We start from the raw sequence: 23,115 nt of genomic DNA on the forward strand, positions 1-23,115 counted from the left end.
TTGCTGTAGCCGGGGCTGCAATAAGGCCCCGGCTGTTTTGGATCAAACCTTGAACTGCGCCACCATCCCGTTCAGGTCCACCGCCAACCGCGACAGTTCCTGCGCCGCCGCACTGGTCTGATTCGCCCCCGCCGACGTTTGCATCGCCAGGTCACGAATATTCACCAGGTTCCGGTCCACCTCGCGTGCGACCTGCGCCTGCTCCTCCGAGGCACTGGCAATCACCAGGTTGCGCTGGTTGATCGAGGCAATGGCCTCGGCAATCACCTCCAACGCCTGCCCTGCGCTTTGTGCCACTTCCAGCGTACCCGTGGCGCGACCCTGGCTGCTGTGCATTGCTGTCACTGCCCGCTCGGTGCCGTTCTGAATCCCGGCAATCATCTGCTCGATCTCTGCCGTCGATTGCTGGGTACGGTGGGCGAGGGCGCGTACCTCGTCAGCCACCACGGCAAACCCACGTCCTGCCTCTCCGGCCCGTGCCGCCTCGATGGCGGCGTTCAGTGCCAGCAGGTTGGTCTGCCCGGCAATTGCACCAATCACGTCCAGCACCCGGCTGATCTCGTTGGCGTTGCTGGCCAGTTGTTCGATCTCGGCCGATGTGCCGGTCACATCCGCTACCAGATGCTGGATGGATGCCAACGCCTGGTTGACCTGGTCGCGGCCATCGCGGGTGGTCTGGTCAGCGCCCTTGGATGCATCAGCAGTGCTGACCGCGTTGTTCGCCACTTCCTCGACTGCCGCAGTCATCTGATTCACCGCCGTGGCGGCCTGGTCGATTTCTGCACTTTGCTGATGCAGGCCGCGGCTGGTGTCTTCAGTGACAGTGTGCAGTTCTTCCGAGGCTGAGGCCAGTTGGTCGGAAGACGCGGCGATCTGGCGAATGGTATCGCGCAGGCTGCCCTGCATCCGGCTCAGGGCGCGCAATAGCATGGCCGGCTCATCGCGGCCGGTTACCCGTATCTCCCGGGTCAGGTCGCCGGTCGCCACGCGCTCGGCCACAGCCAGTGCATCGGCCAGCGGCACGACGATACTGCGGGTGAGCACGGTAGCGATGGCTGCAAGGGCCAGCATGATCACCACCAGTGAGGCAACCAGCGCAGTGAACGCTTCGTCCGCTACGTCGCTGCTGCGCTGCGAGGCTTGTTCGGCACCTGTGCCGTTATAGGCGATCAACGCTGCCATGGCCTGCATCATGCTGTCGGCGCGCTGAGTCAGCGGGCCGCTGATCTGCTGCTTGGCGTCGTCCATGTGCCCAGCTTGAATGTCTTGCAGCACGCGGGTCTGTAATTCGAAATAGTGCTGATAAGCCGCGCTGAAGGCATTGAACAGGGCGCGGTCATCGGCAGCGATGATCGTGTCGGCATAATCCTTCAGCGCATTATTCAGCTCGGTATTGATGCCGTTGAGCATCTGCAGGTTGCGCTCGCGGTCACTGGGGTTGTCGTCCAGCGCGGCACGCAAGGTGACGGCGCGGGCACGCCCGAGGTTGGTGCTCATGTCACCGAGGGCTATTACGGCCGGTATCCAGGTCACCCGGATTTCATCCGTGGCCTTGTCCATCTGCCGGGTTTCGTAAAGTGCGATCAAGCCCATGAACAGGACCAGGATGCCCAACAGGGCGAACACGCTTGCAGCGCGAATGCCGATCTTCAAATTCCGTAACTGCATGGAATGCTCCTTGACGGTGGCGTGCAGGCCTCAGGAGCTTGGGTGGATGGCCGGGTCACCGGTATGGCGCCAGGCTCTTGATGCGCTGCGGAGTTGTTTGTGTGTCTCACCCTCGTGACTTTTTTGATTTCAATGATGCCATATGGCCATCATTATTGAACAGCCATTCAATGTAACGGCCAAAACTGACAAAACCGCCAATTGTTGACGGTTTTGTCAGAAAAAATGCCGTTAAACGATGGCGATCATTGGGTCCGCCGCAGCCAGCGCCAAGGCGCGGTCAGCCGCTGGCGGATAAATCCATACCGAGTTGATCTGGCGCTTGAGGGCCTTGCCTTCCTGGCCGTGCAGCTTCAGTTCGCGCTCCCAGCCTTCGCTGAAAGCGGCGCCCCAGTCTCCCAGGTCCAGGCAGGTGACGTATTTGGGCTGGCGATACAGCACCGGCTGCAGGCCGAGCAGGTCGGCGGCGGCGTTGTTGCCGGCGTGGCGGCCCATGGGAATGGCGTGCTGGCACGTCATCAGGGCATAGTTGCCCAGGTCATCCACCGCAGCCCAGGCAGTGTCGCCGGTGGCGTAAACGTGCTCCTGGCCCAACACTTTCAAATGGCCATCCACTTTCAGCCGGCCGAAGGTATCGCGCTCGCCGGCAACGTGCGCCGTCAACGGGCTGGCCTTGACGCCAACGGTCCAGATTACCGTGTTGCTGGCGATGTGCTCGCCGTTGTCCAGGGTGACTCCCGCAGCATCGACAGCCACCACGGAAGCGCCGGCCAGCCATTCGACCCCGGCCTGTTCACACGCGGCAACAATCGACGGTGTGATCCCTTCACCCAATGCCGCCCCCACTTGCGCACCACGGTCGACTATCACTACCCGCAATGCCGCGTCGGCCCCGAGGATCGAGCGCAGGCGAGTAGGCATTTCGGTTGCGGTCTCGATGCCGGTGAAGCCGCCGCCGCACACCACCACGGTATTGCGAGTTGGCGAAGCGGGCAGGGCGGCCAGATCGACCAGATGCTGCTCCAGGCGCATGGCCGATTCCATCTGGTCGACATCGAACGCATGCTCCGCCAGGCCTGGTACTGCCGGGCGGGCAACCTGGCTGCCTGCGGCCAGGATCAGGCGGTCGTAGGCGATGTGCTGTGGCTGGCCGTGGGTATCGGTATAGCTGACGCTGCGGCCTTCGGTGTCGATGCTGTCGGCGTTGCCCGGGAAGAAGTGAATGCCCACGGCCTCGAACAGATCACCCAGAGGTGCCTTCATGCCATGCACGTCGGCCTCGTAAAAGCGCGGACGAATGCGCAGTTCCGGCTGTGGCGCCAGCACGCTGATGCTGAGGTCGGCACGTTGCGCCTGGTCGAGTAGTAGGGAAGTACGCCGATCAGCGCCCTTCGTGTTGGCGCCGATAGGCCCCAGGCTGCACCCCCATGGCCTTGGCAAACGCCCGGGTAAACGCCGCCACCGACTGATACCCCACCTGCGCACCCACTTGCTCCACGGTATTACCCGCCCGCAGCAACTGGCTGGCATGGCGCATGCGCAGTGCCAGCAGCACCTGCCCTGGCGATTGCCCCGCCAGTTCGTTGAAGCGCTTGAAAAACGCAGACCGCGATAAGCCGGTGCAGGCGGCCATGCTCTCCAGCGTCCAGGCTTGCCCCGGTTGTTCGATCAACTGCTCCAGCAGCCCGGTAAACGCTGGCTGGCGAGCGAGGGCGACAAGCCCGCCCAGTGACTGCCCGGCAATGACCTGCTGGCGCAGCACGTACAGGAACAACAGGTGCGTCAAGCGCTCCAGCAACGCCTGCGACGGGCCGGCGGCCCGCCGGCATTCTTCCAGAATGAGCTCGAACAGCGCCCGCGCCGCACTGCCGGCGGGGTCTTCGGCGCGCAGCAGGATCCAGTCGGCCAGGCCTTCGACAATCAGTGAAGACAGGCCGGACTGGAAATGGAAGAAGCCGCAAACCAGCCCGACGCCGTCGCTGGCTTCGCTATCCAGCGCCTGCATGGCCTGGCGCGGTTGGGCACAGGCGTCGACCGGGTCCTGATCGCTGGACAAGCGATAGGCAAGGTCGCGCAACAGGAATACGGCATCTCCCCTCTCCAGGCGCACCGGTTGCGGCTGGCCGTCAATGTGCAGCCAGCAATGCCCTTGCACCACCAGGTGAAAGCTGGCGCGGCCCATGCCCTGGGTGCTGGCATGCCAGCCACCGCAATAGCGCCCGACATGAAACAGGCTGGCATCGAGCTCCAGGCCCTCTAATAACCAATCGACAAGGTGGCTGGACGAAATCATCTAATACAAAGACTCAGGAACAAGGAAAGGCGACTGATGAATATGGAGGGTAGTTCTTATAACCAACAGACTGTAGTGACACTCATCAAAGGAGATCACTGCATGTCCTCGCGCATTACTTTACACACGCTGCAGAGCGCCCCGGAAGCGGCACGGCCGTTTCTTGAGAACGCGCAGAAGAATTCCGGCTTCATCCCCAACCTGCTCGGTGTGCTGGCCAATGCCCCGGCGGCGCTTGAAACCTACGTGACCGTATCGGCACTCAATGGCAAGTCTGAGCTTGGCCTGGCCGAGCGTGAAGTGGTGCAACTGATCGCGGCCACCCAGCATGGCTGCGACTTTTGCGTGGCCGGCCATACGGCCGTCGCGCTGAACAAGGCCAAGCTGCCACAGGAGGTGGTCGATGCTCTGCGTGCCCGTGGCGAACTCCCCAATGCCCGCTACGAAACCCTGGCCGCCTTTGCCCGCGAAGTGATCGCCACCCGTGGCAATGTCAGCGAAGCCACCTACCAGGCCTTCCGTGAGGCCGGCTTCAGTGAAGGCAACGCCTTGGAGGTGATTCTGGGCGTAAGTCTCGCAACCCTGTGCAACTTTGCTAATGTTTTCGCCCAGACGCCACTCAACGAAGAGCTTGGCAAATACCGCTGGCAGCCTTCTGCGTAGCTCACCTGTGATAATGGCCCTTACCAGGCCGTTGTAGGAGCGGCCTTGTGCCGCGAACGGGCCGCAGAGCGGCCCCGGCGTTATCAAAGGAGCAAGACCATGCAAGATTGTGCATTTCGACACTGGCTGGATGCCAATGCCGAGGCCATCGACCGGGGCCTGTGCGAACCGCAGCAGGTGCTGGCGCAGATCGCAGAATCGCAGCTGTTGCGCACGGGGGTCGACCCAGCGCTGGGCGGTACGGGCGGGCAGGTGACCGATGCGGTCGAGGCCATCGCCGCCATTGCCAGCCGCTCATTGGCTGCGGCTTTCGTCTGCTGGGGCCAGCGTGCCTTCATCGAATACCTGCTGCACAGCCCCAACCAGCCCCTGCGTGAGCGCCTGCTGCCGCGCCTGTTGACCGGTGAATTGGCCGGTGCCACCGGGCTGTCCAACGCCATGAAGTTCCTGTCCGGTATCGAAGCGCTGCAGGTGCGTGGCCGCCCGGCAGCCGATGGCTGGCACCTGGAAGGGCGACTGCATTGGGTGACCAACTTGCGTAAAAGCGGCTTCGTGGTGGCGGCGGCCATCGAGGATGAAGCCGGCGGCGCGCCGTTTGTGCTGGCCATTCCTTCCGACGCTCAAGGCCTGGAGCGTTCTGATGATCTACAACTGATGGGCCTGCAGTCGAGCAACACGGCAGCACTGGCTTTTCACCAGGTATCGCTGGCACGCGACTGGCTGCTGCATGAAAATGCACGCGAATTCCTGCCACGGGTACGCCCGGCCTTCCTGGCGCTGCAATGTGGCATGGCCATTGGCCTGGCGCGACGGGCGCTGGAAGAGGTTCAGGCGCACCTGCATGGCCGAGCCTCGTTCCTCGACGAAGCCCGTCAGGTGCTTGGCGAACGCCTGGAAAACACCGTCAGCGAACTCAAGCAGGGCTTGCTCGAAGGTCGCTTCCAGCAGCAGCCGGCGGCCTTGTTCAAGCTGCGCATCATCCTGGCTGAAAGTGCTGCCGACGCGGTACAACTGGAATTGCAGGCCAGTGGCGGCAAGGCATACCTCAGCGAATACGGCGAAGGGTTTGCCCGCCGCTGGCGGGAGTCGGCCTTCGTGCCGATCGTCACGCCCAGCCTGGTGCAATTGCGCGCCGAGCTGCAACGCCAGGCGGGCGTTGCATGAGCGCAGTGTTGCTGGAGGCCCGTGACATCCGCCTGGGCTACCCGCGTGAGGGGGGGTGGCAACAAGTGCTGGCGCAGTTCGACCTGCAGTTGGCGCCAGGTGAAGTCGTGAGCATCCTTGGCCCCAGTGGTGTGGGCAAGTCAAGCTTGCTGCGGGTGCTGGCAGGCCTGCAGCAGCCTGGCGGCGGTAGCGTGAGCTTGCACGGCCAGCCGCTGCAGGGGCCGCACCCGCGTCTGGCGGTGGCCTTTCAGGACCCAAGCCTGCTGCCATGGCTGAGCCTGGAGAAAAACGTCGCCTTCGGCCTGGACTTCGCCCGTCAGCCCAAGCTGGCGGATGCCGAACGCCGTGCACGCATCGACCATGCGATTGCGGCTGTGGGCCTGGCCCACGCGCGTGACCAGTACCCGGCGCAGTTGTCTGGCGGCATGGCCCAGCGCACCGCGCTGGCCCGCTGCCTGGCACGCCAGCCCGAAGTCTTGCTGCTGGATGAACCCTTCGGTGCGTTGGATGAGGTGACCCGCGCCGACATGCAGCAGCTGCTGCTGCAACTGATCGCCACGCACAAGACCGCGGCCGTGCTGATCACTCACGATATCGACGAAGCCCTGCTGCTGTCAGACCGGGTTCTGCTACTGGGCAACCACCCAGCGCACATCCTTGGCCAGTGGCACATCGACCTGCCGCAACCGCGCACGCAGAGGGTCGAAGAGCTGGGGGCCTTGCGCATAGACATCCTCAAAACCCTTCGGCGGGCAAGCCGCACAGTCGAACCTACCCCAACCCCTTTGCCCTCGGAGGCTGTCCATGTGCATGGATGACTGCTGTTCTTCTTCTTCGCGTCGTGACTTCCTCAAGCTCGGCGCCATGCTCACTGCTGCCGGTGCATTGCCGTTGCTGTCGAGCTTGCAGGCGCGTGCCGCTGCCGAGCCGGACGCGCCGGTGCGTATCGGCTACCTGCCGATCACCGATGCCACGCCGCTGCTGGTGGCACATAACAACGGCTTGTTCGAGGCCGAAGGCATCCAGGCCGAGCGCCCGGTGCTGCTGCGCAGCTGGGCGCAGGTGATCGAGGCATTCATCTCCGGCCAGGTCAATGTCATCCACCTGCTTTCGCCGATGACAGTATGGGCGCGCTATGGCAGCAAGGTGCCAGCCAAGGTGGTGGCCTGGAACCACGTGGGCGGTTCGGGCCTGACTGTAGCGCCGGATATATCCGACGTGAAACAGCTCGGTGGCAAGACAGTGGCCATTCCGTTCTGGTACTCGATCCACAATGTGGTACTGCAACAGTTGCTCAACGACAACGGCCTGACGCCAGTGTCGAAGCCGGCCAATGCGCAACTGGCCGCCAACGAGGTCAACCTGCTGGTGCTGCCACCGTCCGACATGCCACCCGCTCTGGCCAGCAAGCGCATTGCCGGCTACATCGTTGCCGAACCGTTCAACGCACTGGCCGAGAACCTCAAGGTGGGCCGCGTGCAGCGCTTTACCGGCGATGTATGGCGCAACCATGCGTGCTGCGTGGTGTTCATGCACGAGCATGACCTGAATAACCGCCCGGAGTGGTCGCAGAAAGTGGTCAACGCCATCGTCAAGGCCCAGCAATGGACCCGTGACCATCGCACCGAAGCCGCCGCACTGCTGTCCCGGGCGGGCCCCAACAAGTACACCCCGCACGAGCCTGCGGTGCTGACCAAGGTCCTGGCGCCCGCCGCCGAAGACCGTGCTGGCTACATTGCCAGTGGTGCCATTCGCCATCAGCAGTGGGACGAAAAGCGCATCGACTTCCAGCCATACCCGTTCCCGAGTTACACCGAAGAGCTGGTCAAGCGCCTGAAAACCACCCTGATCGAAGGCGACAATGCCTTCCTTGCCGGGCTGGATCCGGCGTATGCCGCCCGCGACCTGGTCGACGATCGCTTCGTGCGTAATGCCATCGCGACAGTGGGTGGCCCGTCGGTGTTCGGCATTGCCGACAACTTCGAGCGTAGCGAGGAGTTTGCGGTCTGATGCGCACCCATGTCGTACATGCCGGCCTTGGGCTGGTCGGGTTGCTGGCCTTGTTGCTGTTATGGTGGGCCGGTGTAGCACTGTTCGGCCAGGCCGACGGCCTGTCGGCGCGCTTTTCGCCGGCGGCAACCCTGGCCAGCCTGGTCGAGCTGCTGGGGCAGGGCGAGGTCTATGGGCATATCTGGGTCAGCCTCAAGCGCATCCTGATTGGGCTGCTGCTGGCGCTGCTGATGGGTGTGCCGCTGGGCTTGCTGGTAGGCAGCTACCGGCACCTGGAGGCGGCGACCACGCCAGCATTCCAGTTTCTGCGCATGATATCGCCATTGTCGTGGATGCCTGTGGTGGTGATGCTGATGGGCGTGGGTGACCAGCCGATCTACTTCCTGCTGGCGTTTGCCGCGTTGTGGCCGATCTTGCTGAATACGGCGGCAGGGGTGCGTCAACTGGACCCGCGCTGGCTGCAACTTAGCCGCAGCTTGAGTGCAACGCGCTGGGAAACCTTGTGCAAGGTGATCGTGCCGGGGGTAATCGGTCACGTGCTGACGGGCGTGCGCCTGGCCATCGGTATCCTGTGGATTGTGCTGGTGCCGTGCGAAATGCTTGGGGTGAGTGCGGGGCTTGGGTATTTCATTCTTGATACCCGCGACCGGCTGGCGTATTCCGAACTGATGGCGATGGTGCTGCTGATTGGCGTGCTGGGGTTTGTGCTGGATGCCCTGGCGCGTGGGCTGCATCGGCGCTGGGTGCATGGCTGAAAGGCCAATGGGGCTTCTTCGCGGGCTCGCCCGCTCCCACAGGTACATCACCGGCCTTGGGCCTTACGGTATTCCTGTGGGCGCGGGCAAGCCCGCGAACAGGCCATTGGATCAATGCACGGTCTTGCGCTGGCGCACACATTCCTGGGCCTGAGCGGTCAGCTCATCCAGCCGCTCATCGCGCATCTGCTCCGCTTCGATCATTGCATCCTCACCCTGCTGGTTAAGCAGATAGGTGTGAATCTGCAGCACTTCAGCGGTCTGATAAATCGGCGCAATGTCCAGGCGCCCGATCAGCGCACCACTGGGCTGGCCGGTACTGCTCATCAGCACCTGCGGTCCATTGGCGGCCACCACTTGCATGCCCATCGCCTCGAACCACGGCACCTGGTTGGCAAAGGCGTTCAGCTCCACGCAGGCATGGCGCGACCGCAGGTCGCCCAGCAGAGCACGGGCGATGCCCTGGCGGCGATGGCTGGCGCACACGGCCAGAAAGGCCAATGCACAGGCCCGCCCATCGTCCTGGGCTGGCAGCGACAGCGCAAAGCCCAGCAACTGGTCCGGTGCTTCGGCATCCAGCGCCAAGGTAAGTGCCACGGCCAGACCTCGGGCACCGTCCAGCGCTTGCAGATACTGGTGGACTTCCATGCCGACGCCGTACTGGTACAGCGGGTACAGCGGGTTGTCGACAGCGATGGCAACACTGCTCAATTCGCCGACATTGTGAATGACCAGCTCGCGGATCTGGTTCTGGAAAGATTCGGGTGGCACGCTGTCGAGGCGGCTCAGGATGAACATCTGGGGGCTCCGGCGGATGAGAATACGACCCGCGCTGTGTTGGCGCGGGTGTACAGTCTAACCGGTTTTGCCGCATCAGCCGTGTGCCTGTAAGGCACCGAGCATCAGGTCGAGGTTTTGCACGGCAGCACCAGAGGCACCTTTGCCCAGGTTGTCGAACACTGCGGTGAGCAGTACCTGGCCATGCTCGGGGTTGGCGTACAGCGCCAGGCGCAGGTCATTGCTGCCGTTCAATGCCTCGGGGTCGAGGTTTGCCGCAGCGCCGCCCTGATGCAGAGGCATCACCTGAACATGGCGGGCACCCTGGTAATGCTGTTCCAGGCAGCCTTGCAGCTGCGCGGCGCTGACCTGTCCAGGCAGCAGGCGAAGCTGCAGCGGAATGCTCAGCACGATGCCTTGGCGGTAGGCCCCATAGCCGGGCATGAACATCGGCCGCGCCGACAACCCCGCGTGCTGCTGGATCTCCGGTACGTGCTTGTGCGCCAGCTCAAGGCCATACAGCTGTAGCGCCGGCGCTTTGGCGGCGCCGGGCTGTTCGTGCCGCTCGACCGCCGCGCGACCACCGCCGGAATAGCCAGACACGGCGTGGATGTTCAGGGGGTAGTCCGCAGGCAGCAAGCCAGCCTTGACCAGTGGGTGCAGCAGCGCGATGGCCCCGGTGGGATAGCAGCCGGGATTGCTGACACGCGTGCTTTGCGCGATGCGCTCGGCTTGCTGTTCGTCAAGCTCCGGCAGGCCATACACCCAGCCTGGTGTGGTGCGGTGCGCCGAGCTGGCGTCGATCACCCGCACCTGTGGGTTGTGGATTGCGGCCACGGCCTCGCGGGCGGCGTCGTCGGGCAGGCATAGCAGGGCGATGTCGGCGCTGTTGATCGCTTCGCGGCGGCGTTGCGGGTCCTTGCGCTCGGCCTCGGGGAGGGTCAACAGGCGAAGATCGCTACGGCCCTGCAGGCGGGCATGGATCTGCAGGCCTGTGGTGCCTTGGTCGCCGTCGATGAAAACAACAGGGGTGTGCATGCTCGGGGTCCGGTTGGGGAAAGATAGCCTATGCTCGCCCGTAGCGTTGGTAATGAAAATTTGAATATGATGATCGATACATTCAGCTTTTCTGAATGAGTTTTGAAACGCGTGGTGAACCTGTGGGTTTACCCGCAAAAGGGCCGGCTCTGAACAATGCGCGAAATCAGCCTCGACCGCCTCCGCACATTGGTGGTCATCACCGACCTGGGCTCCTTTGCCGAGGCCGCCCGCCAGCTTAACCTGGCGCCGCCCACCATCAGCTTGCACGTGGCCGAGCTGGAGGCGCGTATCGGCGCCCCGTTGCTCACCCGCACCCGCGGCCAGGTGCGGCCTACCGTCATCGGTGAAACACTGCTGGGGCGTGCCCGACGCCTGCTGGCGGACGCTGACTTGGCGCTGGACGAAGTGCGCCGGCAGGTCGAAGGGTTGACCGGGCGTGTGCGGCTGGGCGCCTCCACCGGTGCCATCGCCCATTTGCTGCCGCAGGCGCTGGCGCGCCTGCGTGTGGAGCACCCGGGGATCGATGTGCAGGTTCAGGTGCTGACCTCCCAGGCGTCGCTCGCGCGCTTGCGTGAGGGCACACTGGATATCGGCCTTGTGGCCTTGCCGCAGGTGGCCGGCAAAGGGCTGACGGTTACCCCCTGGCGGCGCGACCCGATCCTGGCGTATGTGCCGGCCGACTGGCAGCCACCGGCCAGGATCACCCCGGCCTGGCTGGCGCAACGGGCGTTGATTCTCAACGACAGCACCACCCAGCTGTCGCGGGTTACCGGCGAGTGGTTTGCAGCGGCGGGGTTGTACCCCGAACCGCGGATCGAGCTGAACTACAACGATGCGATCAAAAGCCTGGTCGGCGCCGGGTATGGAGCGACCTTGTTGCCGCAGGAGGGGGAGGCGACCGAACTGGACCGGCGCATTGCCCGCCGACCGCTGCGGCCGGGGTTGTGGCGGCAGTTGGGTATTGCGTGTCGGGAAGGGCAGGTGGAGCGGGCCACGGGGTATGTGCTGGAGGCGTTGGAACGGTTGCGGTAGGGGCGGTTCCGCTGCTGCAAGACCTGTGGCAGGCCTGCACGTTCCAGCCCCGACGCCTTGCCAAACTCAGAACCAGCGATCGTTCTTCTTGCGCCCACGGGTCAGTGCCGGCAGGATCAACCCCGCCAGCAAGCCTGCACCGGCAATGCTGCCGCCATACACCATGTAGCGCATCATCACCTGCTTGTTCTCATCCCCCAGGCGGGCCTGGGTATCGCGCAGGTCCGACTGGCTCTGATCGAGCTGCTCGTTCAGTGCCTTGTTGCGCGCCTCCAGCTCGTCAATCAGCTGCTTGCGCGAATCAAGCGTTTCCTGCATGCCCTGTACGCGGTTCTTCCAGCTGTCGTCGATGGTCTTCAACTGCCCGGTCAGTTCGGCGACCTGGGCATCGAGCAATGGCAGGCGCTCGTTCTGCCCGGGCACTGTCTGCAGGTCGTTGCTGAGGATCCACACCACATCGCCGTTCTGCCCGCGCACCTGGCTGTAATTGCCCTGGCTGCCGAGCAGGGTCAGCTTCTGCCCGGACTTGAGCGTGCCGACAATCCGGTGCCCGTCGGTCGGGCCGCTGCGCACGTAGGTGCTCAGGCTGTCACTGACCCAGCGTGCGTCGCTGGCAGGCTCTTCGGCGTGCACGGGGGCGGCCAGGCCCACCAGGGCGGCAATCAGGCCGATGCGCAGGGCAGGGAGGGCGGAAGCATTTGGGCGGGAATCGGGCATGTTGGGTCTTCGCTGAAACAGGACAAAAAGTAGGCCCGGTGACTGGGCCGATGAACCGGTCGGTGAGTTGACCGTCAGCGAAAGACCGTTTTTTTGTCAGCAGGTTCACTGCCTAGTGTCGGAAATGTCTGCAGAATGTTGCAGTGCCCGCCCCAGAGCGCTGCGTTGCCGATGACGCAATTGTAATGCGCCGATCACCTTGGCGTTATCTGCCGGCCGTCAATCTTGGCCCGCCGACATAACAACAAATGCGACGTTCAAGGAGCATCGGATGACGTGCAGATCACCCCTGACACTGGCTGCTTGCCTGGCGCTGGCCGGCGTTGGCAGCCAGGTTGTTGCTGCAGAAAAAAGTGCGGACGGCTTCATGGAGGGCAGCACCCTCAGCGTGCTTAACCGCAACTTCTACTTCAACCGCGATAATCGCGATTCTGTGGCCCCCACACACAACCCGAGCAAACAACCTGACAACGGCTACTCCGAGGCCTGGGGGCATGCCGTGATTACCCGATTCGAGTCGGGCTTCACCCAGGGCACCGTAGGTGTTGGCCTGGATGCGTTTGCCATGCTTGGCCTCAAGCTCGACACGGGCGGCGGCCGCAACGGCGGGCGCAGTTCTTTCGACGTATTGCCGGTTGACCGCGACGGCCAGGCACGTGACGAATACACCAAGGTGGGGGGCGCGGCCAAGCTACGACTGTTCGACACGGTACTGAAGGTGGGGGATGTGTTCCCGGCCAACCCGGTGGTGGCGGCTGGCGACTCGCGGCTGCTGCCGGAAAGCTTCCGTGGGGTGACCCTGGAGAACACCAGCATCAAGGACCTTACCCTGCAAGCCGGGCGTCTGCATGCCATGAGCCAGCCGATGTCCAGCGACCTGCGGGAGAACTTCGTGACCTTCTATGGCGGCCCGGTCGATTCGCCCTGGATCGCCTATGGTGGGGGGGATTACAGGCTCAATGAGCATGTCAGCGTCAGCCTGTTCAGTAGCCGGCTCAAGGACGCGTGGAACCAGTACTACGCCGGCACCAGCCTGAGCTGGCCACTGAGCGAGGCGCTGGCGCTGATTGGCGGTTTCAACTATTACAAGGCTGTGGATGAAGGGCAGCAGCGCCTGGGCGCCTTTGACAACGACATCTGGAGCGCCAAGCTGGGTGTGCGCTTTGGTGCTCACACCCTGGCCCTGACGCACCAGCGCAACAACGGCGACGACGACTTCGACTACCTGCGTCAGTCCGACTCGATCTTCCTCGACAACTCCATCCAGTACAGCGACTTCAACGCGCCCAAGGAGCGTTCGTGGATGCTGCGTTATGACCTGAACATGGCTGCCTACGGCGTACCCGGGTTGTCGTTCATGACACGCTACGGCAAGGGTACCGATGCTGACTACTCCAATGCCAACGCCACCTACATGCGCCGTGACGTTGCGGGCAACCCGCTGACCGACCAGAAACGCTGGGAGCGTGACATCGAGGTGAAGTATGTGGTGCAGACGGGCGCGGCCAAGGACCTGTCGTTGCGGGTTCGCCAGGCCACCACCCGGGCCACGGCGTTCGAGTCGGACCTGGACGAAGTGCGGCTGATCGTGGAGTACCCGTTGTCGATTCTGTGATTCCACCTTGGCAACCTTGTTGCTCCTTTGGTTTGGGTGGATTTTCTGGCGCTCCGCTTGGGGCGCTTTTTTTATCGGCTTGATCGCCTATCAATCCTGCATTTGCATCAGGTGGTCAGGTGCTACCGGTACGCCGGGGCTATGGGGCTAGACTCAAGGCTCACCTTCGATCTTGGAGCAAGACCATGACTGCCAAGAACACCGTCTGCCTGTGGTATGACCACGCTGCCGAAGAGGCGGCGAACTTCTATGCCCGAACTTTCCCCGATAGCCGGGTGGTCGCTGTGCACAAGGCACCTGCCGATTACCCTTCAGGCAAGCAGGGCGATGTGATCACCGTGGAATTCACGGTAATGGGTATCCCTTGCGTGGGGCTCAATGGTGGATCGGCCTTCAAGCACTGCGAGGCATTTTCGTTCCAGGTCAGTACCGTGGACCAGGCAGAGACCGACCGCTTGTGGGAGGCCATTGTCGGCAACGACGGCGAGGCCAGCGTTTGCGGCTGGTGCAAGGACAAATGGGGGATTTCGTGGCAGATCACTCCACGCATCCTCATCGAAGCCATCGGCCATTCCGACCGTGCGGCGGCCAAGCGTGCGTTCGAGGCCATGATGCAGATGGGCAAGATTGATGTGGCGAAGATAGCGGCGGCGCTAAAAGGTTGAAGCGGGTCTGTGTTTCAGCAGGCGCGGCCTCGAATCGCGAACGGGCTGCGTGGCAGCCCGTGGTTTTCGTGTTGACGCCGTCAGTTGCTGGTTACTTTGGCCTCTGCCGCTGTCTTGGCCGATGCCTTCTTCTCCTGCACCACAATGTAGAACTCCTCCCCATGCTTCACCGCCCCATACAGTACGGCCTTCTCGATCAGCTCGTTGCCGCGCAGGTGGCGCAGCATCATCGGGTCCTTGCGCAGGTCGCGGTACAGCGCCAGGCATAGCAGCACCATCACCACCACGAATGGCAAGGCCACGACGATGGTCAGGTTCTGCAGCCCGGTCAGCGCCTCGCCAGGGTTACCTGGGTCGCCGATCGCCAGCATGATCGCCGCCACCGTACCGGTCAGCGTCCCCCAGAAAATCACTGTGCGTCGCGATGGCGCGGTGGTGCCGTGTTCCGACAGCGTGCCCATCACCAGCGAAGCGGCGTCGGCGCCCGAAACAAAAAAGATGCCCACCAGGATCATCACCAGCACCGAGGTTGCCGAGGCCAGCGGGTAGCTGTCCAGCAACTGGTACAGCGCGTGGTTACTGTTGACCGCCCCGTTGGCCAGCTGGAAGGCGCCCTCGCGCACGGCCTCGATGGCGGCGCCACCGAAGATGGTGAACCACACCAGGCTGACCAGGCTTGGCACCAGCAGCACCCCGGTAACGAACTGGCGAATGGTGCGACCGCGGCTGATACGGGCGATGAACATGCCCACGAAAGGCGTCCAGGAGATCCACCAGGCCCAGTAAAACACGGTCCAGCCGGCCAGCCAGCTGTTCATCTGCTCGCCGCCGCTGGCGTTGGTGCGGGCCATCATTTCCGGCAGCATCTTGATGTAGATGCCGAGCGAGGTCGGCAGCAGGTTGAGCATCAGCAGCGTCGGCCCGACCATGAACACGAACACCGCCAGCACCAGTGCCAGCACCATGTTGGTGTTGGACAGCCACTGGATACCCTTGCCGATGCCCGACACCGCCGAGGTTACGAAGGCAATGGTCAGCAGGGTGATGATCGAGATGTAGAACAGTTTACCGGGGCTTTCGATCCAGCCGTTGTATTCCAGGCCGCCGGCAATCTGCAGCGCCCCAAGGCCCAGCGAGGCGGCCGAGCCGAACAGCGTGGCGAAGATTGCCATCATGTCGATCAGGCGGCCGAGAGGGCCGTTTGCGTGCTTGCCGATCAGGGGTCGGAAGGCGGCGGAAATCAGCTGCGAGCGGCCACGGCGGAAGGTGCCGTAGGCGATTACCAGGCCGACGATGGCGTACATGGCCCAAGGGTGCAGGGTCCAGTGGAACAAGGTGGTGGCCATTGCCACCTGCATCGCTTCGCTGGTCTGCCCGCTGGCCGAGCCGGGCGGCGGCGATATGTAGTGCGACAGCGGCTCGGCCACGCCGAAGAACATCAGGCCGATGCCCATACCGGCGCTGAACATCATTGCTACCCAGGACACCGTGCGAAATTCTGGCTGTTCGCCATCGCGGCCCAGCGGCACTCGCCCGTAACGGCTGGCGGCCAGCCACAGCACGAACACCACGAACAGGGAGGAGGTGAGTACGAAGAACCAGCCGAAATTGAGAATGACCCAGGATTGCGCGCTGGAGGCGCTGCTGGCCAGGCTGACCTGGTTGAGGAAGCCCCAGAGCACGAAGGCGATGGCCAGAAGGCTGGTGAAACCAAAGACAATCCAGTCAAGCTTGCCCTCGAAATGCCGGTCCTGGCGGGCTTCTGCGGTTTTCGAGGGGTCTGTGACGCCAAGATCGAGTGTTTCGGGGATGTGTTCCTTTGCCATGTATGATGAGGCCCCATTGTGTCTGCCTGAGCGCGCAGGCTTGTTGTTGTGTGGGCTGCCGAGCGCGATGACAGCCTCGGCGGGGTGGATTGCTGGCGGGATTATCCTGCGCAGCAAATGGCGGCTCATGTCCCCATAACGTCCTGGGGCGTCCATTACGCGACTTGGCAAATACTTTTAGTTCTGGGAGCAGTGGCCCTTTCTGCCTCGGCTTCTGGTACCCTGATGGGCATAACCCGGGCCCGCACATACGAGCATCGTAGAAGCGCTGCTGCTTGTGGGCCTGGCCGCACCAGGAAACGGAGATTCGTCATAATGGCCACTGACCGTGTGAGCCTGATTCATTTCGATAAATTGAGCATGAGCCCTGCCGCTGCCGATCGGTTCCAGAAAGCCCTCGACGCGCTGGAAGCGCTCAAGCTGCAGGACCGTTACGTGTATCTCATTGCTCCCTATCTGGGTGATATCGCTGACGCCTCCGACGCCGAGCAACTGGCCACAGCCCTCGAGCAGGGCTTGCGCGTAGTCGAAGAGTTGCTGGCAGCCAGGTCGGTAACCAAGGTCAAGGCCGAGGAAGTGCGCCAGGTGTTCCACAGCGCAGGCGAACGTGCGCGAGCAGAGCTGCCTGGCTGAGCAGTGGCATGGCCAAAGACATCGACAACCCCTGCGTCTCGTTATGCCAGCTCAACAGCGAACTGTGCGTGAGCTGCGGCCGTACCCGTGACGAAATCCGCAAGTGGCGGGGCATGAAGCGGCCCGAGAAAATGGCCACTGTGCAGCGGGCGGCGACGCGAATGAAGGCTATCGCCAAAAAGGCGGCCAAGCGGCAGAATGCCAGCTGAACCTGCGTGCAATTCACGCAGCCTTTCCTGATTGTCTGTCGAGCCTGAAATGGATTCTCACTCGCTGTTCGCGTTCACCCTGGTCGCCGCCATCGCGATCGCCAGCCCCGGCCCTGCCACCTTGATGGCTATCAACAACAGCCTTGCCCATGGCCAGCGCAGCGCGATCTGGTCGTCGCTGGGCAATGGCACGGGCCTGTTCTGTTTGTCGGCTGCGGCCATGCTGGGGCTAGGCGCACTGCTGGCCAGTTCTGAAGTACTGTTCAATGCCGTGAAGATACTGGGCGCGGGCTACCTGTTCTACCTGGGCGCGCGACAACTGCTGAAGAAGAGCCCGATGCTGGAGCAGGGGGCCGCAGAGCGTGCGGCCAAGGTGCGACCCACGCCGCTGAAACTGTTCAAATCGGCCTTCCTCACTGCAGTCACCAACCCCAAGGCGACCATGTTCTTTACTGCGCTGTTCCCGCAGTTCATCGACCAGGGCGCTGCGCTGTTGCCGCAGTTCCTGACCTTGACCGGGATTTTCGTGGCCTTGTCGCTCACTTCGCTGAGCGCGTATGCCGCCCTGGCTGCGCGGGCCAAAGGGGTGTTGACCCGGCCGTCGCTGTCGCGCTGGGTGAACCGGGTGGTGGGCACCACCTTCATCGGTTTCGGCGCGGCGATCCTGGCGATGCGACGGCAGGGTGCCTGAAAAACCCACGTTGTCGCCTGCCGTGCAGGCCCTTACTGTCTGTCCTTCGGCAGATTTTTCAACTGGACGATGAAAGACTCGTCTGCGGGTTGCTGATGGTCCAGACTGTCCACAGCGCGCAGACGATAGCTGCAGGCGGCCACAGTGGGTGGCAGCCTTTGGCTATCACGCCGGGTCGCCGGGTGTTTCATGTGCCGAGGGTCGTAGATGATCGAGCGTTGCTTTCGCCACGTCTTGCTCCTGGTGTGCCTGTCACTGCTGCCCCTGGCTGCGGTGGCGGATGATGCATGCTTACGGCTGACCGCCACAGGTAACCCGGAATACCCCCCCTACCTGTGGCGCGACCCGCTAGACCCTCAACGATTGATCGGTGCCAATGCCGACCTGCTCAAATACGTGGGCAAGCAGTTGGGGCTGGACATAGAGGTGGTTTACGCCGGGCCGTGGTCGCGAGCCCAGGAAGCCGTGCGCACTGGGCGGATCGACTTGATGGCCGGGTATTTCCTGACCGAGGCGCGCCGGCAGCATGTGGACTTCATCCCCCCGCCATTTTTGCGCACCCCTAGCGTCATCTGGGTGCGCCAGGACAATGCTTTTGCCTACCAGCAATGGGCCGACCTCAAAGGCCGCAAGGGTGGCACTCTGGTCAACAACAGCCACGGCCAACAATTCGATGAATACGCCCAGGCCAATCTCACCCTCGAAGCGGTGCCCACTGCCAGGCAGGCGTTCGAGAAGCTGATGCACAAGCGCAGCGATTACGTGGTGTACGAGCAGTATCCTGGCATGGCGCTGGCGCGCACATTGGGCATCGCAGCCACTGTGCAGGTGTTGCAGCCACCGGTATCCAGCGAAGGGTTGTACCTGGCAATCTCACGTGAGTCGCCCTGCAACCGGCCACCGCTGCGTGAGGCGCTGGCGCGGGAGATGGCGAAGATCGTTGGCGGGGCCTTGCCCGAACAGTGGTTGAAACAGAATCTGGAGCGGTGGCAGTGACAGAGTGGCTCATGTGCTGCGCAGTCTTTGTTGGGGGCAGCCTCGCGTCGGTACATGTGCCACTCCAATTCAACGCATATGCAAGATGATAGGGCTGCTGCTGGCCGGGTCGGTATGCCCACGCAGCTTGCCTACCGCCTGCACATCCACCGCACCACCCTGGTTGCCCCAGGCCGTACGCACAAAGCTGAGCACGTCGGCAATCTCCTGATCACTCAGCTGTTCGCGCAAAGCCGGCATGCGATAGGCGTCCGGCACCCCTGCAGCCACCACCCGCTGCGAACCATTGAGCGTGATATTGATTGCCGAGGCGCTCTCCTTGGCCAGTGCCGAGGTTGCCCCGGCCAAGGGCGGCATCCATTCGGCCTGGCCCTTGCCGTCCAGGCCGTGGCATGACGCACAGCGTGTCACGTAGGTGCGCGCTCCTGGGCTGTCCAACCGCGTCGCTAGCGATTCGGCCTGGTATTGCCAGGGTGCGCCGTCACGTTGAGGGTCGCCGGGCAGCGACTTCAGGTAATGGGCGATGGCGGCCAGGTCGTCGTCACGCATGAATTGCGTGGAGTTGTTGAACGCCTCGGTCATCGAACCATATACCACTGCATGCCGGTTGCGCCCGGTCTTCAGGAACTGCGCGATCTCGGCCTCGCTCCAGCGCCCCAGCCCGGTATTGTGGTCGGCACGCAGGCTGGGTGCATACCAGCCGTCGAGCAGTGCGCCGGACAGGAACGGCTTGCCGCTGTCATCCAGCGCCTTTTCATTGAAGGCCAGGCCGCGTGGCGTATGGCAACTGCCGCAGTGTCCGGGGCCCTGGACGATATAGGCGCCACGGTTCCACTGTGCATCCTGCCCGGCCTTGGCGGTGTATGGCGTGGTGGCGGCGAACAGGCCGTTCCACAAGGCGATGGGCCAGCGCAGGTTCAGCGGCCAGGGGATGTCGCTGGCCAGGTTGGCCTGCCGCGCCGGTTGCACGCCGTGCATGAAGAATGCATACAGCGCCTTGACATCATCATCGCTGAGCTTGGCGTAGGACGGGTAAGGCATAGCCGGGTACAGGCGTCGGCCACCAGGCGCCACACCTTGGCGCACGGCGCGGTCGAAGTCAGCCAGGGTATAGTTACCGATACCGCTGTCGCGGTCGGGGGTGATGTTGGTGGCGTGGATTGCCCCCAGCGGGGTGGCCATTTCCAGCCCGCCGGCGAACGGTTTGCCATCCGGCAGGCTATGGCAGGCCACGCAGTCACTGAGCCGGGCTACGTATTCGCCGCGGCTGACCAACGCTGGGTCGGCAGCAGTGGCCTGTGCGTCGGCAAACGGCGATGCGGGTTCACGGGTGACATACCAGGCCAGCAGGCCTGCCGCGACCAGGCACGGCAGCGCCAGCCAGCCAGCGGTTCTTGCGAAACGATGGGTCATGAGGCGTCCCTTGTGCGATCAGCTGAAGGTGTGGCGGCTCAATGGCAAACTGCGCACGCGCTGGCCAGTGAGCTGCGCGACCGCATTGGCCACCGCCGGGGCCACGGCGGGCAGCGGTGGTTCGCCGATGCCGCCCATCTTCGCCCCGCTTTCGATGATGCGCACATGCACCCGGGCCATGCGCGAAGGCGGCAGGATCGGGTACAGGTCATAATTGCGCGCGCGCGGCTTGCCATCCACGTACACCGCTTCTTCCACCAGCGTCTGCGACAGGCCCAGGGCGACGGCGCCGTTGACCTGATGCTCGATGATCGCCGGGTTGACGATGCTGCCTGGGTCGATGGCTTGCCAGATGTCGTGCACCCTGACCTGGCCGTTGTCGATGGAAACCTCGGCAATGACCGCAGCCTCCGAGCCGAACGGTGAGGCCATGGCCACGCCGCGTGCGCGCTTGCTGCCATCCTCGGCGGTGAACGGTCCGCGCTTCCAGCCGCCGGACAAGTCGGCCACTGCGTTCAGCAGGTTGGTCAGTCTCGGGTTGTCGCGCAGCAGGTGCAGGCGCAGTTCAAACGGGTCCTTGCCACCTTTGTCAGCCAGTTCGTCCAGGAATGATTCGTAGAAGAAGTCGTTCAGCGAGTTACCTACCGAGCGCCAGTAACCGAGCATGGCCGGGCCTTTGACATAGATCTGGGCGATGCGCTTGTTGGCGATGGCGTAGGACTTGCCTGACAGCCCCTCAAGCGCGGTCGGGTCGATCTTCTCCCCTTGTTTTCCAGCAAGGGCCTCGGTTGGGCCCTCGGTGGCGCTGACCGCTTCGAGCGCCACTGGCATACCGTCTGCGTCCAGCCCGGCGCGGAACTTCACCACTGCGACGGGGCGCAGTACATCGCGCAAAAACTCCTCCTCGCGGCTCCAGATAAGCTTCACGGGCCGGCCAACCGCTTTGGCCAGGGCAATGGCCTGCGGGTAGGGGTTGGCAGAGTCGTACAGGAAGTGGCGGCCAAAGAAGCCGCCCAGCAGCGGCGAGTGCAGGTTGATTTGTGCAGGCTCCAGGCCGGTGCGTCTGGCAATGTCGTCACGGAACATGTCCGGGGCCTGGTTGGGCAGCCAGACGTCGAGGCTGCCGTCCGGGTTGAAGCGGGCGAGGGCGGACGGTGGCTCCAGCTGGGCATGGTTCAGGTACTGGTTGTGGTAGCTGGCCTCGACGTGGGTCTTGGCGTTGGCCAAGGCGCCGGCAATATCCCCTTCGTTCTCTTCATCACGGGACGGCCCTTGCACCGTCGCGAGGTGTTCGCGCCAGGCGTCGCTGGAAAAATCGGCCGGCATCGGGCGCACTTTGCTGTCGGCGGCCGGTTCTTTCCAGTCCACCTGCATCGCCTCCACTGCACGCTTGGCGTGCCACCAGCGCTCGGCGACCACGGCCACGGCGCCTGGCAGCTGATGCACAGAATGTACGCCTTTCATGGCCTTGACCTGGTCTTCGTTGCGCAGGCTGCCAACCGTCATGCCCAGGCGCGGCGCATGCTGCACGGCCGCGTGGAGCATGCCGTCGACTTTGATGTCGATGCAGTACTGGGCCTTGCCGGTGGACTTGTCGTAGGCATCCAGGCGGCGTACGGGCTTTCCAATCCAGCGAAACTGGCTGGGGTCGCGCAGCTTGATGCTGGCCGGGTCGGGCACCGGCAGGTCCATGGCGCGACCGGCCAGTTCACCGTAGGGTACGGAACGTCCGGTCGGGGTATGTACTACGTTACCCGGCGTGGTAGAAAGCTCATCGACCGGTACACCCAGGTGTTCGGCGCCCGCCTGCAGCAGCATGCCCCGGGCGAGCGCGCCCAGACGGCGCATGGTGGGGTAGCTCATGCGCACCGACATGCTGCCACCGGTGATGCGCATGCCGTTCTCCATCACCACGTAGGCTTCGCCCGGTGGTGCGCTATCGACCACGAAATGGGCCGGGTCGACATCCAGCTCTTCACCCACAATCTGCGCCATGGCGGTGAAAGGGCCTTGTCCGCCTTCCATGAAGGGGCTCAGCAGGCGCACCGTGCCGTCCGGGCGAATCTCCAGAAATGCAGGCACCTGGGTGCCGCGTTCCGCGGTTGCCGCAGCGGCGGCTGCTGCCTGCACGCGGGCCGAGCCCATGGGCAGGCCGAAACCTAGCACCAGGGCACCGACTGCGGTGCCGGCAAGAAAGCGCCGACGTGACAGGTTGACCGTTTCGCCCCGCTGCAGCCTGAGCAGTTCGGCGGGTGTATCGACTGGCGTGTTCATCAGGCCTGTTCCCCCTGGGCCAGGTCATGCACGGCGGCATGGATGGCGTTGTAGGTGCCGCAGCGGCACAGGTTGACCATGGCTGCATCGATCTGCGCATCGCTGGGTTTGGGCGTGTGCTTGAGCAGCGCCGTGGCTGCCATGACCTGGCCAGACTGGCAATAGCCGCATTGAGCCACCTGGTGCTCGACCCAGGCGGCGACCACCCGTTTGCCGACGGGGTCGGCTTCGATCGCCTCGATGGTGGTGACCTCACGCCCCACCACACCGGCCACCGGGGTAACGCAGGCGCGCACCACATTGCCGTCCACCAGCACCGAACAGGCGCCGCACTGGGCCAAGCCGCAGCCATACTTGGTGCCGGTCAGCCCCAGGTCATCGCGGATTACCCACAGCAGGGGCGTGTCGGCGTCCGCCTCGACCTGATAGGTCTTCTGGTTGATGCGTAGTTCCATGGTTTCACCTGCCCGTCACGGTTGTTGTCGCTATGTTTTATCTGCATGGGGAATACGTTGTCCCCCGGTGCAGAAACGCTAGCACAGCAGGATGACCGCTGGTCTGGTGGCGGGGTGGCTTCAGAGGATCAGGCAAGTAATCCGGCGGAATACGCAAGCCAGCTTCGAAAAATCAAGCCTGCAGTCGGCGTTGAACAGGACTTGCGCAACGAAAACCC

The 23,115-nt window shown here is 63.5% G+C and carries 22 protein-coding genes; 12 read left to right on the forward strand and 10 right to left on the reverse strand.

Going from position 1 to position 23,115, the window contains the following annotated elements:
* Nucleotides 1-42: 42 nt before the first annotated feature.
* The 3 genes from AC3WLP_RS12225 to AC3WLP_RS12235 form a co-directional block, all read right to left on the reverse strand.
* Nucleotides 43-1,668 carry a methyl-accepting chemotaxis protein gene (locus AC3WLP_RS12225; protein ID WP_088512321.1) on the reverse strand — a complete coding sequence of 542 codons (1,626 nt, stop codon included), beginning with the start codon at nt 1,666-1,668 and terminating at the stop codon, nt 43-45.
* A 231-nt stretch (nt 1,669-1,899) separates the two neighbouring features.
* Nucleotides 1,900-3,084: an NAD(P)/FAD-dependent oxidoreductase gene (locus AC3WLP_RS12230; protein ID WP_256596092.1), complete on the reverse strand. Its 1,185-nt coding sequence runs from the start codon at nt 3,082-3,084 to the stop codon at nt 1,900-1,902.
* Nucleotides 3,050-3,961, reverse strand: coding sequence for an AraC family transcriptional regulator (locus tag AC3WLP_RS12235; RefSeq protein WP_088512319.1), 912 nt, complete (start codon nt 3,959-3,961; stop codon nt 3,050-3,052). Before AC3WLP_RS12235 ends, AC3WLP_RS12230 begins: the two co-directional genes overlap by 35 nt.
* Nucleotides 3,962-4,063: 102 nt before the next feature.
* Between AC3WLP_RS12235 and AC3WLP_RS12240 the strand changes: the two genes are divergently transcribed.
* The 5 genes from AC3WLP_RS12240 to AC3WLP_RS12260 all read left to right on the forward strand — a co-directional run bounded on the left by AC3WLP_RS12240 (nt 4,064) and on the right by AC3WLP_RS12260 (nt 8,553).
* A complete protein-coding gene (locus AC3WLP_RS12240; RefSeq protein WP_003256052.1) occupies nt 4,064-4,624 on the forward strand; it encodes a carboxymuconolactone decarboxylase family protein in 561 nt (186 codons plus the stop codon).
* Between the two features lie 99 nt (nt 4,625-4,723).
* Nucleotides 4,724-5,788 carry an acyl-CoA dehydrogenase family protein gene (locus tag AC3WLP_RS12245; RefSeq protein ID WP_088512318.1) on the forward strand — a complete coding sequence of 355 codons (1,065 nt, stop codon included), beginning with the start codon at nt 4,724-4,726 and terminating at the stop codon, nt 5,786-5,788.
* A complete protein-coding gene (locus AC3WLP_RS12250) occupies nt 5,785-6,606 on the forward strand; it encodes an ABC transporter ATP-binding protein (protein WP_088512317.1) in 822 nt (273 codons plus the stop codon). The genes AC3WLP_RS12245 and AC3WLP_RS12250 overlap by 4 nt, the downstream gene beginning before the upstream one ends.
* Nucleotides 6,593-7,798 carry an ABC transporter substrate-binding protein gene (locus tag AC3WLP_RS12255; protein WP_019751100.1) on the forward strand — a complete coding sequence of 402 codons (1,206 nt, stop codon included), beginning with the start codon at nt 6,593-6,595 and terminating at the stop codon, nt 7,796-7,798. The genes AC3WLP_RS12250 and AC3WLP_RS12255 overlap by 14 nt, the downstream gene beginning before the upstream one ends.
* Nucleotides 7,798-8,553 carry an ABC transporter permease gene (locus AC3WLP_RS12260; RefSeq protein WP_003256045.1) on the forward strand — a complete coding sequence of 252 codons (756 nt, stop codon included), beginning with the start codon at nt 7,798-7,800 and terminating at the stop codon, nt 8,551-8,553. The genes AC3WLP_RS12255 and AC3WLP_RS12260 overlap by 1 nt, the downstream gene beginning before the upstream one ends.
* A 111-nt stretch (nt 8,554-8,664) precedes the next feature.
* On the opposite strand, the gene AC3WLP_RS12265 is transcribed toward AC3WLP_RS12260, so the two are convergent.
* Both AC3WLP_RS12265 and argC read right to left on the reverse strand, forming a co-directional pair.
* The gene (locus AC3WLP_RS12265; RefSeq protein WP_003256043.1) at nt 8,665-9,351 is read right to left on the reverse strand and encodes a GNAT family N-acetyltransferase; all 687 of its coding nucleotides are present in this window, start codon (nt 9,349-9,351) and stop codon (nt 8,665-8,667) included.
* Between the two features lie 75 nt (nt 9,352-9,426).
* Nucleotides 9,427-10,368, reverse strand: coding sequence for an N-acetyl-gamma-glutamyl-phosphate reductase (gene argC / locus AC3WLP_RS12270; protein ID WP_012052017.1), 942 nt, complete (start codon nt 10,366-10,368; stop codon nt 9,427-9,429).
* 156 nt (nt 10,369-10,524) lie between these two features.
* Between argC and AC3WLP_RS12275 the strand changes: the two genes are divergently transcribed.
* Nucleotides 10,525-11,403 (forward strand): LysR family transcriptional regulator, encoded by an 879-nt coding sequence (locus tag AC3WLP_RS12275; RefSeq protein ID WP_004577483.1) that lies wholly within the window; start codon nt 10,525-10,527, stop codon nt 11,401-11,403.
* Between the two features lie 66 nt (nt 11,404-11,469).
* Here AC3WLP_RS12275 and AC3WLP_RS12280 read toward each other — a convergent pair whose 3' ends face one another.
* Nucleotides 11,470-12,120, reverse strand: coding sequence for a TIGR04211 family SH3 domain-containing protein (locus AC3WLP_RS12280; protein ID WP_014860045.1), 651 nt, complete (start codon nt 12,118-12,120; stop codon nt 11,470-11,472).
* 271 nt (nt 12,121-12,391) lie between these two features.
* Between AC3WLP_RS12280 and AC3WLP_RS12285 the strand changes: the two genes are divergently transcribed.
* Both AC3WLP_RS12285 and AC3WLP_RS12290 read left to right on the forward strand, forming a co-directional pair.
* On the forward strand, nt 12,392-13,735 hold the full coding sequence (locus AC3WLP_RS12285) for an OprD family porin (RefSeq protein WP_004577481.1): 1,344 nt from the start codon (nt 12,392-12,394) through the stop codon (nt 13,733-13,735).
* A gap of 185 nt (nt 13,736-13,920) precedes the next feature.
* On the forward strand, nt 13,921-14,400 hold the full coding sequence (locus AC3WLP_RS12290; protein WP_088512316.1) for a VOC family protein: 480 nt from the start codon (nt 13,921-13,923) through the stop codon (nt 14,398-14,400).
* 80 nt (nt 14,401-14,480) lie between these two features.
* Here AC3WLP_RS12290 and AC3WLP_RS12295 read toward each other — a convergent pair whose 3' ends face one another.
* Nucleotides 14,481-16,226 (reverse strand): BCCT family transporter, encoded by a 1,746-nt coding sequence (locus AC3WLP_RS12295; RefSeq protein WP_088512315.1) that lies wholly within the window; start codon nt 16,224-16,226, stop codon nt 14,481-14,483.
* Nucleotides 16,227-16,541: 315 nt separating this feature from the next.
* Between AC3WLP_RS12295 and AC3WLP_RS12300 the strand changes: the two genes are divergently transcribed.
* The 4 genes from AC3WLP_RS12300 (at nt 16,542) to AC3WLP_RS12315 (ending at nt 18,755) form a co-directional block, all read left to right on the forward strand.
* Nucleotides 16,542-16,859 (forward strand): hypothetical protein, encoded by a 318-nt coding sequence (locus tag AC3WLP_RS12300; protein WP_003256033.1) that lies wholly within the window; start codon nt 16,542-16,544, stop codon nt 16,857-16,859.
* Between the two features lie 8 nt (nt 16,860-16,867).
* Nucleotides 16,868-17,068 carry a DUF1289 domain-containing protein gene (locus tag AC3WLP_RS12305; protein WP_003256032.1) on the forward strand — a complete coding sequence of 67 codons (201 nt, stop codon included), beginning with the start codon at nt 16,868-16,870 and terminating at the stop codon, nt 17,066-17,068.
* A 49-nt stretch (nt 17,069-17,117) separates the two neighbouring features.
* Nucleotides 17,118-17,759, forward strand: a complete 642-nt coding sequence (locus AC3WLP_RS12310; RefSeq protein ID WP_019751104.1) for a LysE family translocator — start codon at nt 17,118-17,120, stop codon at nt 17,757-17,759.
* A 207-nt stretch (nt 17,760-17,966) separates the two neighbouring features.
* The gene (locus tag AC3WLP_RS12315; RefSeq protein ID WP_088512314.1) at nt 17,967-18,755 is read left to right on the forward strand and encodes a substrate-binding periplasmic protein; all 789 of its coding nucleotides are present in this window, start codon (nt 17,967-17,969) and stop codon (nt 18,753-18,755) included.
* A 69-nt stretch (nt 18,756-18,824) separates the two neighbouring features.
* Here the strand turns inward: AC3WLP_RS12315 and AC3WLP_RS12320 are convergent, their stop codons facing one another.
* From AC3WLP_RS12320 to AC3WLP_RS12330, 3 genes are read right to left on the reverse strand one after another with little or no spacing between them, the layout of a single operon-like run.
* Nucleotides 18,825-20,168, reverse strand: coding sequence for a c-type cytochrome (locus tag AC3WLP_RS12320; protein WP_012052021.1), 1,344 nt, complete (start codon nt 20,166-20,168; stop codon nt 18,825-18,827).
* A gap of 18 nt (nt 20,169-20,186) precedes the next feature.
* Complete coding sequence (locus AC3WLP_RS12325) at nt 20,187-22,442, reverse strand: xanthine dehydrogenase family protein molybdopterin-binding subunit (RefSeq protein WP_088512313.1); 2,256 nt, start codon at nt 22,440-22,442, stop codon at nt 20,187-20,189.
* Nucleotides 22,442-22,897 carry a (2Fe-2S)-binding protein gene (locus AC3WLP_RS12330; RefSeq protein WP_003256023.1) on the reverse strand — a complete coding sequence of 152 codons (456 nt, stop codon included), beginning with the start codon at nt 22,895-22,897 and terminating at the stop codon, nt 22,442-22,444. The genes AC3WLP_RS12325 and AC3WLP_RS12330 overlap by 1 nt, the downstream gene beginning before the upstream one ends.
* Between the last annotated feature and the right edge of the window lie 218 nt (nt 22,898-23,115).

It is taken from the genome of Pseudomonas sp. FW305-E2 (assembly GCF_058782925.1).

Bases quoted from the DNA above. Each gene is read 5' to 3' on its own strand.
- AC3WLP_RS12225 (WP_088512321.1), bottom strand. From the start codon at position 1,668: ATGCAGTTACGGAATTTGAAGATCGGCATTCGCGCTGCAAGCGTGTTC.
- AC3WLP_RS12235 (WP_088512319.1), bottom strand. From the start codon at position 3,961: ATGATTTCGTCCAGCCACCTTGTCGATTGGTTATTAGAGGGCCTGGAG.
- AC3WLP_RS12240 (WP_003256052.1), top strand. From the start codon at position 4,064: ATGTCCTCGCGCATTACTTTACACACGCTGCAGAGCGCCCCGGAAGCG.
- AC3WLP_RS12245 (WP_088512318.1), top strand. From the start codon at position 4,724: ATGCAAGATTGTGCATTTCGACACTGGCTGGATGCCAATGCCGAGGCC.
- AC3WLP_RS12250 (WP_088512317.1), top strand. From the start codon at position 5,785: ATGAGCGCAGTGTTGCTGGAGGCCCGTGACATCCGCCTGGGCTACCCG.
- AC3WLP_RS12255 (WP_019751100.1), top strand. From the start codon at position 6,593: ATGTGCATGGATGACTGCTGTTCTTCTTCTTCGCGTCGTGACTTCCTC.
- AC3WLP_RS12260 (WP_003256045.1), top strand. From the start codon at position 7,798: ATGCGCACCCATGTCGTACATGCCGGCCTTGGGCTGGTCGGGTTGCTG.
- AC3WLP_RS12265 (WP_003256043.1), bottom strand. From the start codon at position 9,351: ATGTTCATCCTGAGCCGCCTCGACAGCGTGCCACCCGAATCTTTCCAG.
- argC (WP_012052017.1), bottom strand. From the start codon at position 10,368: ATGCACACCCCTGTTGTTTTCATCGACGGCGACCAAGGCACCACAGGC.
- AC3WLP_RS12275 (WP_004577483.1), top strand. From the start codon at position 10,525: ATGCGCGAAATCAGCCTCGACCGCCTCCGCACATTGGTGGTCATCACC.
- AC3WLP_RS12280 (WP_014860045.1), bottom strand. From the start codon at position 12,120: ATGCCCGATTCCCGCCCAAATGCTTCCGCCCTCCCTGCCCTGCGCATC.
- AC3WLP_RS12285 (WP_004577481.1), top strand. From the start codon at position 12,392: ATGACGTGCAGATCACCCCTGACACTGGCTGCTTGCCTGGCGCTGGCC.
- AC3WLP_RS12290 (WP_088512316.1), top strand. From the start codon at position 13,921: ATGACTGCCAAGAACACCGTCTGCCTGTGGTATGACCACGCTGCCGAA.
- AC3WLP_RS12295 (WP_088512315.1), bottom strand. From the start codon at position 16,226: ATGGCAAAGGAACACATCCCCGAAACACTCGATCTTGGCGTCACAGAC.
- AC3WLP_RS12300 (WP_003256033.1), top strand. From the start codon at position 16,542: ATGGCCACTGACCGTGTGAGCCTGATTCATTTCGATAAATTGAGCATG.
- AC3WLP_RS12305 (WP_003256032.1), top strand. From the start codon at position 16,868: ATGGCCAAAGACATCGACAACCCCTGCGTCTCGTTATGCCAGCTCAAC.
- AC3WLP_RS12310 (WP_019751104.1), top strand. From the start codon at position 17,118: ATGGATTCTCACTCGCTGTTCGCGTTCACCCTGGTCGCCGCCATCGCG.
- AC3WLP_RS12315 (WP_088512314.1), top strand. From the start codon at position 17,967: ATGATCGAGCGTTGCTTTCGCCACGTCTTGCTCCTGGTGTGCCTGTCA.
- AC3WLP_RS12320 (WP_012052021.1), bottom strand. From the start codon at position 20,168: ATGACCCATCGTTTCGCAAGAACCGCTGGCTGGCTGGCGCTGCCGTGC.
- AC3WLP_RS12325 (WP_088512313.1), bottom strand. From the start codon at position 22,442: ATGAACACGCCAGTCGATACACCCGCCGAACTGCTCAGGCTGCAGCGG.
- AC3WLP_RS12330 (WP_003256023.1), bottom strand. From the start codon at position 22,897: ATGGAACTACGCATCAACCAGAAGACCTATCAGGTCGAGGCGGACGCC.